Source organism: Pseudomonas sp. W2I6, from assembly GCF_030815935.1.
Taxonomy (GTDB): domain Bacteria; phylum Pseudomonadota; class Gammaproteobacteria; order Pseudomonadales; family Pseudomonadaceae; genus Aquipseudomonas.
This window is the reverse complement of the sequence record NZ_JAUSXJ010000001.1, coordinates 1,008,709-1,026,993: the sequence shown is the minus strand read 5'-3', so window position 1 is coordinate 1,026,993 and position 18,285 is coordinate 1,008,709. Positions and strand designations below refer to the sequence as shown.

Annotated in this window: 12 protein-coding genes; 1 reads left to right on the top strand and 11 read right to left on the bottom strand. The window is 49.1% G+C overall.

Annotated features, from left to right (window positions below):
- Positions 1-68 precede the first annotated feature (68 nt).
- From cfa to QF039_RS04845, 5 genes are all read right to left on the bottom strand, one after another.
- A complete protein-coding gene (gene cfa / locus QF039_RS04865) occupies positions 69-1,241 on the bottom strand; it encodes a cyclopropane fatty acyl phospholipid synthase (RefSeq protein WP_124527267.1) in 1,173 nt (390 codons plus the stop codon).
- A gap of 94 nt (positions 1,242-1,335) precedes the next feature.
- A complete protein-coding gene (locus QF039_RS04860; RefSeq protein WP_158619158.1) occupies positions 1,336-2,205 on the bottom strand; it encodes a universal stress protein in 870 nt (289 codons plus the stop codon).
- A gap of 15 nt (positions 2,206-2,220) precedes the next feature.
- Positions 2,221-3,708: a SulP family inorganic anion transporter gene (locus QF039_RS04855; RefSeq protein ID WP_124527265.1), complete on the bottom strand. Its 1,488-nt coding sequence runs from the start codon at positions 3,706-3,708 to the stop codon at positions 2,221-2,223.
- 1,483 nt (positions 3,709-5,191) lie between these two features.
- Positions 5,192-6,586 (bottom strand): Si-specific NAD(P)(+) transhydrogenase, encoded by a 1,395-nt coding sequence (sthA, locus tag QF039_RS04850; protein ID WP_124527264.1) that lies wholly within the window; start codon positions 6,584-6,586, stop codon positions 5,192-5,194.
- Positions 6,587-6,645: 59 nt separating this feature from the next.
- Positions 6,646-8,718: a S1 RNA-binding domain-containing protein gene (locus tag QF039_RS04845; RefSeq protein WP_124527263.1), complete on the bottom strand. Its 2,073-nt coding sequence runs from the start codon at positions 8,716-8,718 to the stop codon at positions 6,646-6,648.
- 578 nt (positions 8,719-9,296) lie between these two features.
- Between QF039_RS04845 and QF039_RS04840 the strand changes: the two genes are divergently transcribed.
- Positions 9,297-10,502, top strand: a complete 1,206-nt coding sequence (locus tag QF039_RS04840; RefSeq protein ID WP_124527262.1) for an MFS transporter — start codon at positions 9,297-9,299, stop codon at positions 10,500-10,502.
- A gap of 110 nt (positions 10,503-10,612) precedes the next feature.
- Here the strand turns inward: QF039_RS04840 and QF039_RS04835 are convergent, their stop codons facing one another.
- The 6 genes from QF039_RS04835 to QF039_RS04810 form a co-directional block, all read right to left on the bottom strand.
- Entirely contained in the window at positions 10,613-11,464 is an 852-nt protein-coding gene (locus QF039_RS04835) for a universal stress protein (protein WP_124527261.1), read from the bottom strand.
- An 11-nt stretch (positions 11,465-11,475) separates the two neighbouring features.
- Complete coding sequence (locus QF039_RS04830; RefSeq protein ID WP_124527260.1) at positions 11,476-12,963, bottom strand: SulP family inorganic anion transporter; 1,488 nt, start codon at positions 12,961-12,963, stop codon at positions 11,476-11,478.
- A 983-nt stretch (positions 12,964-13,946) separates the two neighbouring features.
- Positions 13,947-15,194, bottom strand: a complete 1,248-nt coding sequence (locus QF039_RS04825) for a sodium:proton antiporter (RefSeq protein WP_124527259.1) — start codon at positions 15,192-15,194, stop codon at positions 13,947-13,949.
- A gap of 568 nt (positions 15,195-15,762) precedes the next feature.
- Entirely contained in the window at positions 15,763-15,999 is a 237-nt protein-coding gene (locus tag QF039_RS04820; RefSeq protein WP_124527258.1) for a thioredoxin family protein, read from the bottom strand.
- 19 nt (positions 16,000-16,018) lie between these two features.
- Positions 16,019-17,056 carry a permease gene (locus QF039_RS04815; RefSeq protein ID WP_124527257.1) on the bottom strand — a complete coding sequence of 346 codons (1,038 nt, stop codon included), beginning with the start codon at positions 17,054-17,056 and terminating at the stop codon, positions 16,019-16,021.
- Positions 17,057-17,083: 27 nt separating this feature from the next.
- Positions 17,084-18,163 (bottom strand): ArsO family NAD(P)H-dependent flavin-containing monooxygenase, encoded by a 1,080-nt coding sequence (locus QF039_RS04810; protein WP_124527256.1) that lies wholly within the window; start codon positions 18,161-18,163, stop codon positions 17,084-17,086.
- Between the last annotated feature and the right edge of the window lie 122 nt (positions 18,164-18,285).

Here is an 18,285-nt window from a genome sequence, read left to right as displayed (position 1 = left end):
TCGCATTGCTGTGAACCTCCAGATCGTGCACTCCATCGAGCGGCGATCCGGTAGTACGATTGCAACGATTATGTATTGGCGCCTAGCGTGGGCCTTGAATAACCGCCCATGACGCCTTCTTTTGAAAGAACCCACTGCCACAGTTGGATATCGCGCGCACGAAACGCTCCAGCACACGACAAGAGATAGTAGCGCCACATTCGATAGAATCGGTCACCTAACTCTGCTGAAAATTGTGGCCATGCGGCTTCAAAGTTGGCGTGCCAAGCCATCAAGGTCTTATCGTAGTCAGCACCGAAGTTATGTAAATCTTCGACCACAAAAAGCCCGCCTACGGCGTCGCCGATTTGACCGATTGATGGTAGGTCGCCATTCGGAAAAATGTACTTATCGATCCATGGGTCGGGCGTAGTGTTGCGCTCGTTTTTTCCGATGGTATGCACCAGGCACAATCCGTCATCTACAAGGCAACGGGAGGCAACTTCCATAAACTCCCGATGGTTCTTACGGCCAACGTGCTCGAACATCCCCACGCTAACGACTCGATCAAAAGCGCCATGTACTTCTCGATAATCCTGGAGCCGAAACTCCAGTGGCAATCCGACGTAACGTTTTTTTGCCCAATCGGTCTGCTCCTTGGAGATTGTAACGCCCACGCACTCGACGCCATAGTGTTCAGCGGCGTACCCCATAAAACTGCCCCAGCCGCACCCAATGTCTAAAACTCGCATTCCAGGCTTCAATTGGAGTTTTCTGCAAATCAACTCGAGCTTGGCTTCCTGAGCTTCTGCAAGGTTACTAGCGTTTTCCCAGTAGCCGCAGGTATAGGCCATTCTTGGATCAAGCATTGCCGAGTAAAAGTCGTTGCCCAAATCGTAATGCGCCTCGCCTACTTGCCAGGCACGCGTTGTATTCTGTCGGTTAAGCAAGCGAACGCGCAGAGCATGGAATATCAACTTGAACGGCTGAACATGTTGATCGAGATGTGCCCGTAGTAAGTGACAGAAAAACTCGTCTAGTCTTTCCGCATCCCAGTCACCATTCATATAGGCATCACCTAGCCCTAGGCTGCCATGAGCAAATGCTCGTTCAGGAACGTTACTCGCATTAAGATGCATGTCCCAAGGGCGATCTCCGCCAATGCGTATGTCAGCTTTCTCAAGCAATTCAATCATCATCCTGTGAATACTGGATTCACGAGAGATAAATGAGGAAGGATTTGTAAGTGATTTTTGAGCCATTTCTTATATCCCGTGTTATGCCTCTTATTAAGAAGAGCTTCAAACATGGGTGGCCTCGAAAACTACTCCCGAGGCAACCTTTTCCAACAGCCGTTCACCTTCGAGTTGGCAAGTAGCTAGGTAAGAACAGCATAGGAATTGCCGTGCTACGTAGGGTTCTGCTTATTATGTTACCGACGAAAAACCCTTGGATTTTCGAATTTCCGCAAGTGCTCATCACCAATATATCTATTTTTTCTTGTTCACAATAACGTTCAATAACGATTTCATACTCACCGGGCATCACTTCAGCCTGCACGGTAAAGTTATTATTCTGTAATAAGTTCCTTGCCCAATCCACTTGACTCCATGCAGTATCAGACTCTGCGTCGATCATCAAGAGGTGGCATTTTATACCCTTCAAAAAAGGGCTATGCGCTATGGCCTCAACTGTTTTACAGTCGGTCTCGCTCCCATCGAAAACGATTAAGAAGCTTCGGGGTATATTGAACTGGGACGGCGTAACGAGCACAGGACAATTAAGTGTCAGAATGACATTCTCTACTCCCAACCCAACGCGCTCTCCTGGTGCTCCGCTGGTGTCTCCGTTTCGGCCAATAATCAACAGTTTGATTTCGCTTTCAATTTCTTGAATGCAATTAACCAATTTTCCATGGCGTTGCCGTCCTTGGGGGTGCACGATACCCAGTTGGTCTACACGATGCTTCGCCGCCTCAAGCAAATAATCGCCATGCTCTTTTGCCAAGGTATTACGTTGTTCATCGAGCTTTGCAAGTTCTTGCAAGAGCCGATCTCGAATACCGATACTAAGTGTCCCGCTTAGATCAGAAGGAGGCGCACATTCTTTCGTCAATGCGTGTAAAAACGTCAACGGGGCAGCGAGACGAACACTTGCCCATGCAGCGTAATCACATACTGCAGTTGACGACGCTGAGCCATCAATGCAGGCCATTACGTGAGTCATTGAGTTCTCCATGAATCAGTGCCCCATCAATTGATCGATAGCGTCAGGCTTATCGTGGACTCCGAAACGGTCAACGATAGTCGCGCTTGCCTCATTAAGGCCCAGCACCTCAACCTCTGTACCTTCACGCCTGAATTTGATGACGACTTTGTCCAACGCAGCAACTGCTGTGATGTCCCAAAAGTGTGCAAAGGAGAGATCAATGACAACTTTCTCCAAAGCTTCCTTGAAGTCAAACGAATCAACAAATTTATCTGCAGAGTTGAAAAAAACTTGACCAACCACAGAATACTTACGCTCGATCCCGTTTTCGTCGGCTTCAGAACTAACGTACATGTAATGGCCGATTTTGTTGGCAAAAAACATTGCTGCAAGCAATACACCCACCAGCACCCCGTAAGCGAGGTTGTGTGTTGCGACAACCACTACCACGGTGGCCACCATAACAATATTGGTGGATAACGGATGCTTTTTAAGGTTGCGCAATGAGTCCCAACTGAAGGTTCCTATTGCCACCATAATCATCACAGCGACCAGCGCAGCCATAGGGATTTGTGCCAGCCACTCGCCCAAGAATACCACCATAAGCAACAGGAAAACGCCCGCTGCCAGAGATGACAGCCTTGTACGTCCTCCAGACTTCACATTAATAATTGACTGGCCGATCATTGCACATCCAGCCATACCACCCAAAAGTCCAGATGCGATATTTGCAATCCCCTGGCCTTTACACTCCCGGTTTTTGTTACTCGGTGTATCAGTTAGGTCGTCAATAATTGTCGCCGTCATCATTGACTCTAACAGGCCGACCACTGCAAGAGCTGCTGAGTAAGGAAAGATGATCGCCAAGGTTTCAAAATTGAGCGGTACATCCGGCCAAAGGAAGAATGGCAGAGTATCTGGTAACGAACCCATGTCTCCTACGGTACGAATATCAAGTCCAAGGTATATAGCAACAGCGGTGAGTACGATGATGCATGCAAGGGGAGATGGGAGAAGCTTTCCAATCTTAGGTACATAGGGAAACAGATAAATGATGCCCAACCCCGCCAACGTCATCGCATACACTTGCCATGTAACATTAGTTAATTCTGGGAGCTGAGCCATGAAAATCAGGATGGCTAACGCGTTAACGAAACCTGTCACCACAGAGCGGGAAACAAACCGCATCAAGCTTCCAAGTTTCAAATATCCAGCAACAATCTGCAGTACACCAGTCAGTAACGTCGTAGCAAGGAGATATTGAAGCCCATGATCTTTTACTAAAGTTACCATTAATAGCGCCATCGCGCCTGTGGCGGCGGTAATCATACCTGGCCGTCCGCCTACGAAGGCAATGACCACTGATATACAGAATGAAGCGTAGAGACCCACTTTCGGATCGACCCCGGCGATGATCGAAAATGCTATTGCCTCTGGAATCAGCGCAAGGGCTACGACTATACCGGCCAATAAATCGCCTCTTATATTGGACAGCCAAGATTGCTTTATTGTTTGAAGCATTCGATTTTCCGTACAGATACATTAATAATTGGCTACTCGTTAAGAAAGTTGCCTTTGAGTATTTAGGTTAAATTTTAACTACATGGTATTTGGCTTTTAATCAAGTAATAAGAGGGTAGCAGGTCGAGGCCAAAAGCCTGATCTGATTTCATTGGGTGGTAAAAGCCCTATTTCTAAAATTAGCTGTGCACCAGTGCTCAACGGGAACGCAACAGTGAGCTTAAGTTTAGAAGTGGGCCTGCCTCACTAAGGCGGAATACCGAGTTTTGTTATGAATCCGGTACGCACCAGCGCGTCCCGACTATGCATTAAGCAAGGCCGGTGACGCATTAGAGTAAAACTTAAAATTGGCGGCATTAGCCCCCCATTTCAAAGCCCCAAATACACCATGCGTCGGAATGCATCAGTGGTTAGCTGCTGAATATGACTTCCAGATAAATACCAGGCTACTCAGCAGACAACGAACAGCATCGATTGGGTGGTGATCAGGCGACGTGTAAAATTACCGTCGTGCGTGGCGACGGCGGAGTGCCAAAAAGCCTGCATTGTAAAATGCAAACGTGCGGCGCTAAAGCGAGGGGGATGGCTGTCTAAGGTGGACTAACAACCAGAAGGGAGCAGAAATTCATCATGTGTCTTCGTATCGCCTGACATTGAATTTGCCAAAATTTTAACATATTCCTCATCGCCTTAGGGAGTAAATTTTCGAATATGGTCAAAATTTTAATGACCAACGTTGAACCCTGACGTCTGAATGTCCATTTTTTCTTGTACGCATAAGTCATTTGGAAGAATCCTCCGGTATGCCTCTCATGCTGAGACTAATTTGACCTCTATAGTCAATATTGGTGACTCTCACAGATAGCGAGTCTCCCAAGCTTAGATATTCATAAAGCTGACCTAACGGTTGCTCGGCAACCTCAGATAGCCGCAGCGTTCCATAACATCCATATGGTAATGAAATACAAGCGAAACCTACCTCTAAACTGAACACGTGCCCATGATAAATTCTGCCAGGGACTATGAGACAATCAGAGTTCTCCAGAGTGGGAATTAACGACTTATCTTCCGGGTCTGATACTTTTAGTGAAGACTGCTGACAGCGAGTGCTTCGAATTTGGGCGCTGGATGACTGGTGGCTCAGCGCTGAACAGAGACTATTATGCTCAAGAATTAGCTGCGTGTAGGTTGCATTAGATAGCCAGTAGCGCTCGTCAGGCTCAAGCTGAAAACTTCTGCTTTCAAGTATCGTATTGAATGATCGATTGGAACCCTCAACTTCAAGTCGATTTAACAGATTGCCAAGTAACTGCTGTCTAGCTAGGAGATCTTGTCTGGGAGATTTAAAAGTTAGTCTACGCATTATCATTCCTCTTATTTGGCACCATTAGGGGAAATCTAGGAACGTATCGGGCAAAGTCTAAATCATTAATCTACATTCGGTTAACCTCCTCGCTAGGGTTTCCTCCGGCTTTACACGAAATTAAAAAAGCCTACTGAGTCCGTCGAACGCGGCGACTCGATAAGCCTCTGCCATGGTTGGATAATTGAACGTCGTATTGACGAAATATTTCAAAGTATTTGCCGACCTACGTTGATTCATAATTGCCTGTCCAATATGGACGATTTCTGCTGCTTGATAGCCAAAGCAATGTACACCTAACACTTCTAAGGTATCTCGGTGAAATAGAATTTTCAGCATGCCTACCGGTTCAACGGCAATTTGTGCACGCGCCATAGATTTGAAAAAGGCTTTACCTACTTCATAAGGTATTTTGGCGTCAGTTAGTTCCCGCTCGTTTTTCCCTACCGAGCTGATCTCGGGGATGGTGTAGATACCGGTAGGTACGTCATTAACGAACCTCCAACTTCCGCTTTCAATCAGATTCTCAGCAGCCGAGCGTCCCTGGTCATAGGCAGCACTAGCGAGGCTGGGCCAACCAATCACATCCCCGGCAGCAAAGATATTGGGGACTTCCGTACGATAGTCTTGGTCAACTTGAATTTGACCACGGCTATTGGCTTCGATCCCAATATTTTCGAGCATGAGATCCTCAGTATTTCCTGAGCGTCCGTTACACCAAAGCAATGCGTCCGCCTTGATTTTTTTGCCGGATTTCAAGTGTAGGATGACGGAGCTATCAAATACCTCAATGCTCGCGTACTCCTCGTTGTGACGGATTAAAACGTTATTATTCCGAAGATGGTAGCTTAGAGCATCGGAAATTTCATCATCTAGAAAACTAAGTAGTTGTTCACGGTTGTCAATTAATTCAACCATCACTCCTAGCCCGCTAAATATTGACGCATACTCACACCCAATCACCCCCGCGCCATAAATAATTAGCTTACGAGGCGTATGATTAAGACTCAGAATTGAATCGCTGTCGTATATTCGCGCATGGGAGAAATCTACATCCGCCGGATGGTAGGGGCGAGACCCTGTAGCTATCACAACTTCCTTAGCTATTAGCGTTTCTACTTCACCGCCAGCACCAATTACATTTAAAGTTTGTTCGTCTACGAAACTTGCTATACCAAAGAAAGTATCGACCCGATTGCGAGCGTAATAGCTTGTGCGTGAGGCGACCTGCTTAGTTATGACTTGTTCCGCACTTTTTAATACGTCTGGAAACGAGAACCAGCGTGGCTCACCAATTTGTCTAAACATGGGATTGGTGTTGAACTGCATTATTTGTCGAACGGAATGTCGCAAAGCTTTTGAGGGAATAGTACCAAGGTGGGTGCAGTTACCACCAACCTGAGCGCGGCTATCCACAACAGCTACTTTGCGGCCATTTTTTGCCGAGTTCATGGCAGCACCTTCTCCTGCCGGGCCTGAACCTACAATGACAACGTCATAATTGTAAACTGCCACTCAACCTCCTCAACAAATCAAACTTTTTAAGGTACCTATTGTATTGATTATTTAAAACATCAGTATCCGCGATTCCTAGTGATCTCAGGATGTAACGCCTTGACAGACAGTTGGCCTTGACCATGGTGATTGACTGATTGGCACACTACACGAATGCATTCCCCTATCTTAAATTGCTCTCTTACTGGGACATGTGTATTTATTAATTGCTCGAGAGGGAGAAAGCCTTCACGTCCGGGAGACAAATTAACCAGTACACCATTCGCCTGTATACCGCTCACCACACCCTCAAAAATTTGACCGGGCTTAAGTGGCTTAAGTGTTTTCTGAATTGCGAGGATCGCGTTTTGCAGACTATCATCATTACTTGCACTGACTCGAACGGTTCCGTCTGGAAAAACCTCAACATTGCTATAAGTCTGCTGGCAGATTGCTTTTACAACGCTTCCGCCACGGCCAACTAATTGCCCGGTTTTCCGTGATGATATCTTCAGGATTTGTACTCTAGGTGCAAACTCACTCAGCTCTCTCGGAAAGGCAACACACTCTTTCATAAGTGCAATCAAAGAAAGGCGCGCTTGCTTAGCATTACTTAACAACTCTTGCAATATATCTCTTGTGAGAAGTGTTTTGCTTCGCAAATTAATTCCAGCAATACCAGTCATTGTCCCAGCAATTGTGGCAACGACATTGCAAGATGCTCTTTCAAAATCGTCGGGATCAATCAGCGGAACAAGTTGGGAGGGTGAACAAATTAAACCCACCTCTACCGCGCCGACAACAGAAAATAGCGGCACTCCTGCGTCTAACATAGATAGCATTGCTGTGCACAAAATTTCATCTGGCGAGCATGAATGCCTCCCAACTGGCTCTACATCTACATGGATTACGTAGGGGAACATATCTAACTTTGGTAGCACAAACCTCAAGGTATCGGCTACCCAGCGTCCGGCATTTAAAGCATGATTAGGAATTGGGTATCTCGCGCCTGCATCATCTGGAGAGTTATGAATATGGACATCAAAGCTGTTCTTTGCTTCAGTATACTGACCATTCAAGGAAGAGCGATCTCTACCCAAGGTCGTGAGCGCAATCGCGCTATGATCTCCAGTCGTATAACTGGCAGATCCATGGGCTCTTGGAAATAAGTGGGTTTTAATTTTTCTCGTATGAAGAGTTGCATGGATGTCACTTGATGACACTGCATTTAAATAATATTCCCTAAGAGTCTCCTGTACGCATTGGTAGAAGTAAACGGCGATTATCTCTTTCCGGCTTCCATCAATTTCGTTAATGCAGATCGCTATCTCCACCGCTTTTTGTAGATCACTTAACTGGTTTGAAAGATCTTTTTTCAAATTTTCCTGAAAAAGCTTCATCAGTGATGTTTTAGCAAGCGCAGCAACTTTTCTTTTTAGTGTTGTTTCGACAGTTTTTGCGAAACTCTTACTACTGGGTGAGTGTTCCAGGATCCATTCTTTTATCGAGCTGCTTGTTTTATGAATATCTCTCTGCCCAGCCTCAATTGCACAAATCAACTCTAATTCATCAAGTTCATTAGTAATGCCGCGCACTTGAATGGTCTGCGAAGAACTTCCGTACACCCACAAGTCGCACTGCGATTTTTCAATCGCGCTATTACTAGGGTTAGTGCAGAAGACGCCATTTATTTTCGCTAAGCGCGCCAAAACTATAGGGTCTGCATGCTGCGGCAAAGTAATTCCTAGCGCACAGCTTGCTGCAATGACAGCTGCGACAATTGGATCGACTTGAGGGTCACGTGAAAAGACTAGGATGTTTAACTCTATTCTTAATTCGTGTTTGTCGGGGAGGGTGTCGTTTAGCACTGATTGGAGTTCTAGAGATCTGCTTTCCTCTACTTTGTTGATCTCGGTTTGGTGGATATGTGAATCATCGGGAATTCGGCCACGTGCATAGCTTCGCTCTACAAATGAGACCACTAAGCCTGGTGGGCGAGACTGAAAAGAAGGGGGCGGCACATGACAAGTGGCCAGAACGACGCTTTGTCCAACATGAACCATCACTGGCGAACCAGTATGTTCAGCGGTCGATCCGAGTTCAATGAAAACCGGATGTTCGCCAAAGCTAAAACGCTTGCTAGAACTGCTCATAGGTATCCTCTCGCGAACCAAGAATTGAAAGGCTTGGGCGAGGTGACGCTATGGCGCTTTACGCTCCGCTAAAGAGCTTTTAGTAGAAATATACATTGGTGTCTGCCATTCTTTTGCAGTTTATTTGATTTTTCGTACGGCTGTTACCATACGCTAAAAAAGGAATGATGACAATTTAAAGGTGGCCGCCAAGGAGATCTTAAGATAAAGATCTGACATAACATTCTGTTTTATAAGCTTTTTTTGTCGAGGGCTTTTTACTCTTTGCCAGGATGGGCAGAGCCTCTCCTTGTGGCCGACAGTAGACATCTATTCCTCATTCTACGAATTGTTCCCATACGCTTAAACTCTCCCCCTAAACTCACATCAGCTCTGCCGCGCGCTGTCATGTTTTTCTAACATTTCGTTTCTGTCGTGGTCTGATTTCAATTGGCCGCCTCCGCATCTGTTTTCAGGTGCTGCAAGGTTTCTAGATTGTCTAAAATGTTATATCTGCTTTACCTTGACGGTTTGAAAGTTCATTTATGCGGTGAAAGTAATGATGCAGGACTTACGAAGTATCAGAAGCGAGATTAGCGATGTATAAATATTTAAAATTTGTTAGTTTGAACTGGAAGGGTCTTTTATTTGGTGCGACCCTCATGGCAACCTCTAGTTTTGGGCAAACTTATTTTGTGGCACTTTATAGCGGTAGTTTTAGAGGTTTTTTTTCGCTCTCGGATGGCGAGCTTGGAGCTATATACGCAGTAGCAACGCTTTTTAGCGCATTAACCCTTCCCTGGGTCGGACGTCTAATAGACCGTGTGTCGCTATTTCGATATACCCTTTTTGTCGCCATGGGTCTAGTGCTAGCATCATTGGTTACTGCTTTCAGTGTAGGGTTTATAACTCTAGGAATTGGCTTTTATTTGTTAAGATTGAGTGGTCAAGGATTGATGGTTCATACCGCTATGACAGCAACTGCTAGGAAATTTCCATTTGATGCAGGGAAAGCGCTTGGTGTCATCGCCCTGGGTTTAGCACTGGCTCAAGCGTTGATGCCTTTAGCAGCGGTGGGACTGATCGGTGCAATTGGATGGCGCTTGGCATGGGTCGTGAACGCCTTAACCGTCGCAGCAATAATAGCTTTTGCCTTAAGGCTACTTCCAACTACTATTTCCATAGAAAAAAAGTATAGCGATAGAATCACTGTCCCCCCAACCGCTCTTAGGTTATGGCGTGACCCGCGAATTCTACTGACATTGCCAATTGTTTTGGCCTCGCCATTTATTACAACCGGGTTCTTCTTTCACCAAGGTCGGTTATCAGAAGAGATGAACTGGAGTATTGCGTGGATTGCGGGATGGTTTATAGCTTATGCACTCACTCAAGCCTTATCTTTGATAATCTCTGGCCCTATGTTGGATCGCTATGGCCCGGTGCGGATTCTTCCCTTTTTTATGGCGCCGCAAGGTATAGCAATGGTGGCGCTGTATCTGTCTAGTTCGATATGGGTCGCTCCTCTATATCTAATATTGACGGGAGTCTCTTCAGCTGTTGCATCAACACTATCTACAGCTTTGTGGATGCAATTGTATGGTCAAGAACAACTAGGTCGAATTAGATCTTTAGTTGGAGCTTGGAGCGTGGTTGCTAGTGGAGCCTCTCCGGTAATCATGGGTATACTTATCGATCAAGGCATCACTCTTAGATTTCAAGCGCTTGGCTGTCTTGCTTTTATATTCATTGCTAGTCTTCTTTCAACTAAAGCGACTCTTCTGGGGCGTGCAAACCATCCGAGCTAAAAGAAACTAAATATTTAAAAGGCAGATTTTAGTTTTTCGATGGCGCAGGTCTCATATATCTGCCCATGGAGTTTCTCACATGTAAGAAACTCCATGGCTGTGGATCAATCTTAGCGAAGCAATAGTACCGGTATAGTTGCCGTTCGCAACATTGTTGTAGTTGTGCTGCCTACCAGAAACTGCCGGATACGTGAATGCCCGTAGGCTCCCATGACTAGGAGGTCAATGGCGTGCTCGGCTTGATAGGCATGCAGAACTGACTCAACTTCGCCTGGCCGGATTTCGGTCTGAACTGTCAGGCCGGATGAGGCAAGTACACTTCTTGCTTTCTCGAGTTCGTTCTGATTATCGTGAGAATCTGCTCCAACCATAACGATATGAATTGGTAAGCCTTTGCACAACGGGCTTGCAGCAAGCGTCAACAAGGTCTTGTGGCCAATAGCGCTTCCGTCAAATGCAACCATGACGGCTTCAGGTTTTTTAAATTGGCTGGTTGTAATCAAGATAGGACGATGGATAGTTCTGACTACCGCTTCAATCTGACTTCCAAGGCTTTCGGTACTATGAGCGCTATCTTCGCCAACCCTTCCAATCACCAGTAATCGAATATCGTCCTGAAGATCATTCAGGCTCTCGACGAGATGACCGTGGCGCTGCTTCAGATCAGGTGAAATGACGCCAGAGCTGACTGTCCGCTCGCGAGCCTTTTCAAGCATGTGCTGGCCATGCTCCAAGGCCAGTTTGGCACGCTGCGCATCTAGCGTGGCCAGCTCATCCAGCAGATGCTCTCGACTGCCAAGACCGATGTTGCCGCTCAGGTCTGCAGATGCTGGGTATTTCCCCTCATCCAAAACATGCAGCAAGGTAAGTGGCGCGCTAAGTCGTTGCGACGCCCATGCTGAGTAGTCGCAGACCGCCAGCGAGGATTGTGAGTTATCAATGCATGCCATTACGTGGGTCATTGTCAATCTCCTTAGTGGCTCATAAGTTTGTCGATGGCGTCAGGTTTGTCATGCACGCCAAAACGGTCAACGATAGTAGCGCTGGCTTCGTTCAGGCCCAGCACCTCAACCTCTGAACCTTCGCGACGGAACTTGATGACTACCTTGTCCAGCGCTGCAACCGAAGTGATGTCCCAGAAATGGGCCTGGGTCAGGTCGATGGTGACTTTGTTCAGGGCTTCCTTGAAGTCAAAAACGTCGGTGAATTTGTCTGATGAGCTGAAGAACACCTGGCCCACCACACGGTAAGTTCGGTGAGACTTCGTTTCTTCAAGCGTGCTCTTAATATCGAGGTAGTGTCCGACCTTGTTCGCAAAGAACAGCGATGCCAGCAGCACTCCCACCAGTACACCGTAGGCCAGGTTATGCGTCGCGACGACCACCACGACAGTCGCAACCATGACGATGTTGGTCGACAGTGGGTGCTCTTTAAGATTGCGCAGGGAATCCCAGCTAAAAGTGCCGATGGAGACCATGATCATCACGGCTACCAATGCGGCCATTGGGATCTTGGAGAGCCATTCCCCCAGGAACACGACCATCAATAGCAAGAAGATGCCTGCGCATAAAGTTGAAAGGCGAGTACGACCACCAGACTTCACGTTGATGATTGACTGGCCAATCATGGCGCAGCCGGCCATACCACCCAGCAGGCCAGATGCAATGTTTGCAACCCCTTGACCTTTGCATTCGCGGTTCTTGTTGCTGGTGGTATCGGTCAAATCATCGACGATGGTCGCCGTCATCATGGACTCAAGCAAACCGACTACAGCCAAGGCAGCTGAATACGGGAAAATGATACGCAGGGTTTCAAAGTTCAGCGGGACTTCAGGCCACAAGAAGATTGGCAGCGTGTCTGGCAACTGGCCCATGTCACCTACGGTGCGGATATCCAACCCCAGGTAAATCGCGATAGCGGTCAGTGTCAGGATGCACACCAGCGGCGAAGGAATCAGCTTGCCGATCTTCGGTATATACGGAAACAGGTAGATGATTCCCAGGCCCGCTGCGGTCATGGCGTAGACATGCCAGGTGACGTTGGTGAGTTCGGGCAGCTGCGCCATGAAAATCAGAATCGCCAGTGCATTCACAAAGCCTGTGACTACTGAGCGCGAGACAAAGCGCATCAGCGAACCTAGCTTCAGGTAACCCGCGAGGATTTGGAGCACCCCACAGAGCAACGTAGCTGCCAGCAGATACTGAAGCCCGTGATCTTTCACCAGTGTAACCATCAACAATGCCATAGCACCGGTAGCTGCCGAGATCATCCCAGGGCGACCACCGACGAAGGCAATGACGGCGCAGATACAGAAGGAAGCGTAGAGACCGACCTTGGGGTCGACGCCGGCGATTATGGAAAAGGCGATTGCTTCCGGGATCAGCGCAAGCGCGACCACTATCCCCGCGAGGACGTCTCCACGGATGTTGGAAAGCCAAGTTTGTTTGAGTGTTTGCAGCATAGAAATATCCAAGGCAATGCACCACATGCCGGCCAGACAAAAGGCGAGCGTGTCGATACGAATTCAAATTGTGAGGATTGTTCGATGAGTGCTTAGGGTGTAGGAACCGGTCACACAGCAGTACGCAGCCGCGAGCGGAGCTGGCGGAGCGAGGTATTGCGAGGGGGCGTAGCGCTAAGGCGGCGTAGGCTGCCAGTAGATCGTTTGGAGTACAGTCATGCTGGTGTTCCTGTAGCTCAAGGGTAAACAGAACCGACAGTATATAGGAAAGCTGGTGTCGATTACGATCCACCGCTCAGCTTTGCACCCGCTGAGCTTTAAGATAGAGCTAGGTAGGGAGCGCGTTTTTGAATATTAGCCCTGGTTGGAAGCGGGTGGGCTTGTCGACATAAAACGGTATCACGGCGGCTATGAATGACGCCCTAGGCGCGCAGTTGCTGAAGTCGTTGGCTTTGGCGCCTTCGTTCATCAGTAAGCATGCCTCATTCATTCAACGTCCCGAAGCCGCCCGTCATCCTCCGATCCAAAAGCGGCATTGTATCCGGCCCAGGTGGGCAGAGAAATTCTACCCACGCCTCATACGCCAGCTTTTGGCGGTGGACGGCGAGGAGCCACTCAGCGCTTCCTGACTGACGCGCCGCGACAAGCATCATTAACGTCGTCGTAGCTGCATCGAGCTCTAGCAAAAATTTATGGGATTGGAAACGACGTTCCTCGGCGTCAATCATAGATCGGCATGCCCGTCATGTGCGCTGGTGCGAATTTAACAGTCTTATTAGTATCATTGTGACATTAGCTTGCAGCTTTCGTCGACTTAGAAGTGCCAGATGGTAGAACAGTCAAGAGACGCTCATGCTGGACGAGCGGAAGACTTACATGGCAGTGAGAGTTTGGCCTGAGCCGTTAAGCAGCGAGATCACGCCTTGGTTGAAAGATATCAGCGCACCAGTAGTGCCTGTAGCCGATCCCTGTCGACACATGAATTAACCTTTCCCAGCCGTGCAGGGCATCACCTTTTTGACCAGCGTTCCGATAGTCATACCTTGGATCAAAATGGAAAACACTACGATTATGTAGGTGAGGGAAACTACTATATCGCGAGGCTCGCTCGGCGGAAGCGATAAAGCCAGAGCCACTGAAATGCCCCCGCGTAACCCACCCCAGGTCATTACACTCCAAGCGCCCTTTGGAAGCCGAAAAAGCCTACCTAAGGCGGCTATAGGAAGCCCGACCGTCAGTAAGCGAGATAGCAGCGTTAAAGCCACGACCATCAATCCCGTGACGAGAAGGGAGTTCGAGAACTGGATTAGAACCACTTCCAGGCCGATCAGGACAAACAAAACTGCGTTAAGGATTTCGTCTATCAGCTCCCAAAACATGTCGAGATTTTTCTTGGTCTGTTCTGACATTGCATAAGAGCGACCCTGATTGCCAATAATTAACCCCATCACCACCATCGCCAAAGGGCCGGAAACGTGTAGGCGTGTTGCGAGGGCATAGGCGCCGAGTACAGCGGCCAAGGTAATGAGGACTTCCTCTTGGTAGCTGTCGATGCTTTTGAGCATTCTGTAGATGACATATCCGACGACCGCGCCTAGAAGAGCGCCGCCGCCTGCCTCTTCCAACAGTAGCTGTGCGGCTACTGTAACCGAAGGAGCTTCACCGCTGGCGACCATAGCCAAAATCAGGGAAAACAGGACGACGCTGACGCCGTCGTTAAATAGAGATTCGCCCGAAATAACCAGCTCAACGCTACCGGGGGCGCCAGCAGACTTCAAAATGCCCATCACAGCGATAGGATCGGTTGGCGAGATCAGCGCACCGAACACCAGACAGTAGGCGAGCGGCAATTCGAGCTCAGTCCAGGAAAGCAACGCCCATAGACCCAAACCGATAAATAACGTCGACAGGGTTGTGCCCACTACGGCCAACGACGTCACTTGCCATCGGTATGTACGCAGCAGTGACAAGTCGACGTGCAAGGCTCCAGCGAATAGCAATAGCGACAACATTCCTTGCATGAGCAATTCGGAGAAATCTATGGACTCCACCAGCGATTGCTCCAACGTGTGCAAGGCATGAAAGCCAAGGCTATCAGCTGCCATGTTCAGCAGCGATATGCCGAGTGCGATACCCATGACACCAATGGCGGAAGGGAGCCCCACGTAACGTCGATTAACATAGGCTAGTAGCGCTGTGACACTTAGAAATATCGCAAGGATGTCTAGCAACGGTTAGCTCCGTCTGAGAGGTATGTCTGTTGATCCGCGACCAACGCTGCGATTCGCGGCGAGTTCTGCCTTCCGGTTAGAGGGCAAAAGCACCCGACAGTGCAACAAATGTTTCCGCTCGGTAGCGCTGCCTGGATAGCAGCTTGGCCACTATTGGCACATCGGCACCATGAACCAACAAACGACCCACACGCTATGTGTGGCTGCGGAGCTTTCCCCCGAATAGGCAGCCTACTGTTAAGAGCGGATGTGCATTCGATTTGCGTCGCGAGTCATCAGGCTGTGCCATGAGATAGCTTTCCACTTGCTTGACCACATTTCGTGCGGTACGAGACACTCCGATGAATGTGGTGGAGGCGAATCACGTCCAATTACCGTAGCCCACCAGCGACAGATTAGGTGAAGCAACACTCCGGTTTACGGCGACTTTGCCGTCATAGCCAACGATATCCAGGTTACCCAAGAGGTCGAGCACTGGAGAAAATTCAGTACACCAGATGACGGCATCAATCTGTACACCGCGTCAGCGAGCTTCCATGAGTGCACCATGACTATGCCGTCCCGCCCCCTAGGCGCTGAGCCACTCTTCAACCTTGTCACGGGTTGGGATGCCCCCTGAGTGAACGACTTTTCCATCAATCACGACACTGGGCGTGGACATTACCCCGTAGCTGACGATCTGTTGCATGTCTTCGATTTTTTCGAGCTTTACGGGTACACCTTTCGCACTCGCCACTTGTTCGATGATGGCGACTGTCGATTTGCATTTTGCACAACCGGTGCCCAGAACCTTGATGTCTTTCATACAAACCTCGGTAGGTGGATTACAAAGCGAAGTTGAAGACGTAACCAACGATGAGAATGCCGACGGCGACGACCCCAATGAAGGTGGCTATCAGGCGAACTTTAAGCACCTTGCGCAAAATCACCATCTCCGGAAGAGATAGAGCGATGACACTCATCATGAAGGCCAGCACAGTGCCCAGTGCCGCGCCCTTTGCGAGTAGTGCCTGCACAATGGGGATGATGCCTGCCGCATTGGTATACATGGGGATGCCGATAAGAACCGCGAGCGGAACCGACCACCAGGCTTCCTTGCCCATGAAACTGGCCATGAAATCCTCTGGCACATACCCGTGAATGCCCGCGCCAATGGCAATACCGGCGAGGATGTAAGGCCAGACTTTTCCGACGATTTCACGCACGCTGCCAAACCCGGCACTTATCCGCTCATACAGGGGCATGCGGGTGTCCCCGGCAGTTGCCTGGATCCTGGGCATGTCACGAACCCAATCTTCCAGATAGGCCTCCATTTTCAGGCGGCCAATGACCCAGCCAGCCACAATCGCAATAAACAACCCTAGGCTGAGATACAGCAACGCAACTTTCCAGCCGAACAAGCCAAGCAGCAGTGTCAGCGCGACCTCATTCACCATGGGCGCAGCAATGAGGAAAGAGAACGTCACCCCCAGGGGCACTCCAGCTTGAACAAAACCTATAAAAAGAGGAACTGCTGAGCACGAGCAAAATGGGGTAAACACCCCGAGAGAGGCAGCCATCACATTGGCTGTGCCCTCGCTTCGCCCAGCCAACATTGCGCGGGTGCGTTCAGGTGTGAAGTGGGAGTTGAGCATGCCCATCAAGAACACAATGCCGGCCAACAGCATCAGCACTTTGGGAGTGTCGTAGAAAAAAAACTGTAAGGCGCCTCCAAGGTGGCTATTCCGATCAACTGGAAGCGCTGCGACCAAAGCCTCTGAAACAGGAATAAGGGCTTCGTACAATCCGAACCAGACAAGCGCTGCTACCGCTAAAAACATGCGGGGATTCCGCTCAGGCCAGCGCACAATCATTTCGTTCATGTCCACTACTCCTCAAGCGTAGGTGTACTAGGCTGCGGACGGATCGCCAAGAAAGGTTGCAATCTCATTGACTGTGCTGCGCGCTGTCCGTGTTACACCGATCAGCGTCGCAGAAGCCGAACCTGTCCACTCGCCATAGCCCACCAGCCATAGTCTTGGCTCTTGGATCGAATGAGTGCCTTCGACCTCAACACGGCCTTCGGTGTTGATCACCCCCAGCGTATCTAGATGCTCGAGGGCTGGTCTAAATCCGGTACACCAGATCACCACATCCACGGCAGACTCAGATCCATCGGCCCAAATAACGCCTTCGCGAGTGAAACTTTCAAATGGACGTACAGATTTTAGAGCTTCACGTTCACGGGCTTCTACAACCGGCGGCACCATGACAATGTCTCCCAACCCGCCGACGGGCTGATCAATGACACGCCCCTCCTGCTGAGCTTTCAAGCGCTGAGTGGCACGTTCGAATAGCACCCGCCCATCCACTTCATCAGGCAAAAACACCGGCTCAGTAGGAGTCAACCAAGTGGTCTCAGCGACCTTGGAGACTTCTGCCAAAATCTGCGCTCCTGAATTGCCACCACCCACCACCAAAACTTTCTTGCCAGCAAACGCTTGTGCATCGACATAGTTCGCGGAATGCAATTGCCGACCGGCGAATAACTCGGCATCAGGGTAGTGAGGGATATACGGATTGCTCCAAGTGCCGGTAGCGCTGATTACAATCTTGGCATCCCAATATTTGTCGTCAGAGCGTACTCGCAGGCCAGATTCCTTACGCTCGACAGAAGTGACCCGAACCGGGCGCTCGACCGGGAATTGGTAGCGCTGTTCGTATTGGTTGAGATAGTCGACCACATGGTTGCGCGAAGGATAACCCTCTTGCGTGGGGGGCATCATCCAGCCAGGGATCGAACTCCAAGTGGCCGGAGAGAATAGACGTAGCGAATTCCAGCCGTGTCGCCAGGCACCACCGGGTTCTTCCTCCGCATCGAGGATAACGAATGAAAGTTGAGTTCGGCGTAGGAAATACGCTACCGCCAAGGCTGACTGCCCCCCGCCGATAATGACTACATCTAGTTTGTCACTGGCCGAATGAGTCATGGGGGAAACCTTAAGTCGCTGCTGAACTGTCGCCAGTATAGAGACCCAAGAACGAATCTAATCTGATCTCGATCATCTGTTGAACATGCTAAAGCTGCCGTTGGTCAGCCGGCAATTAGGCC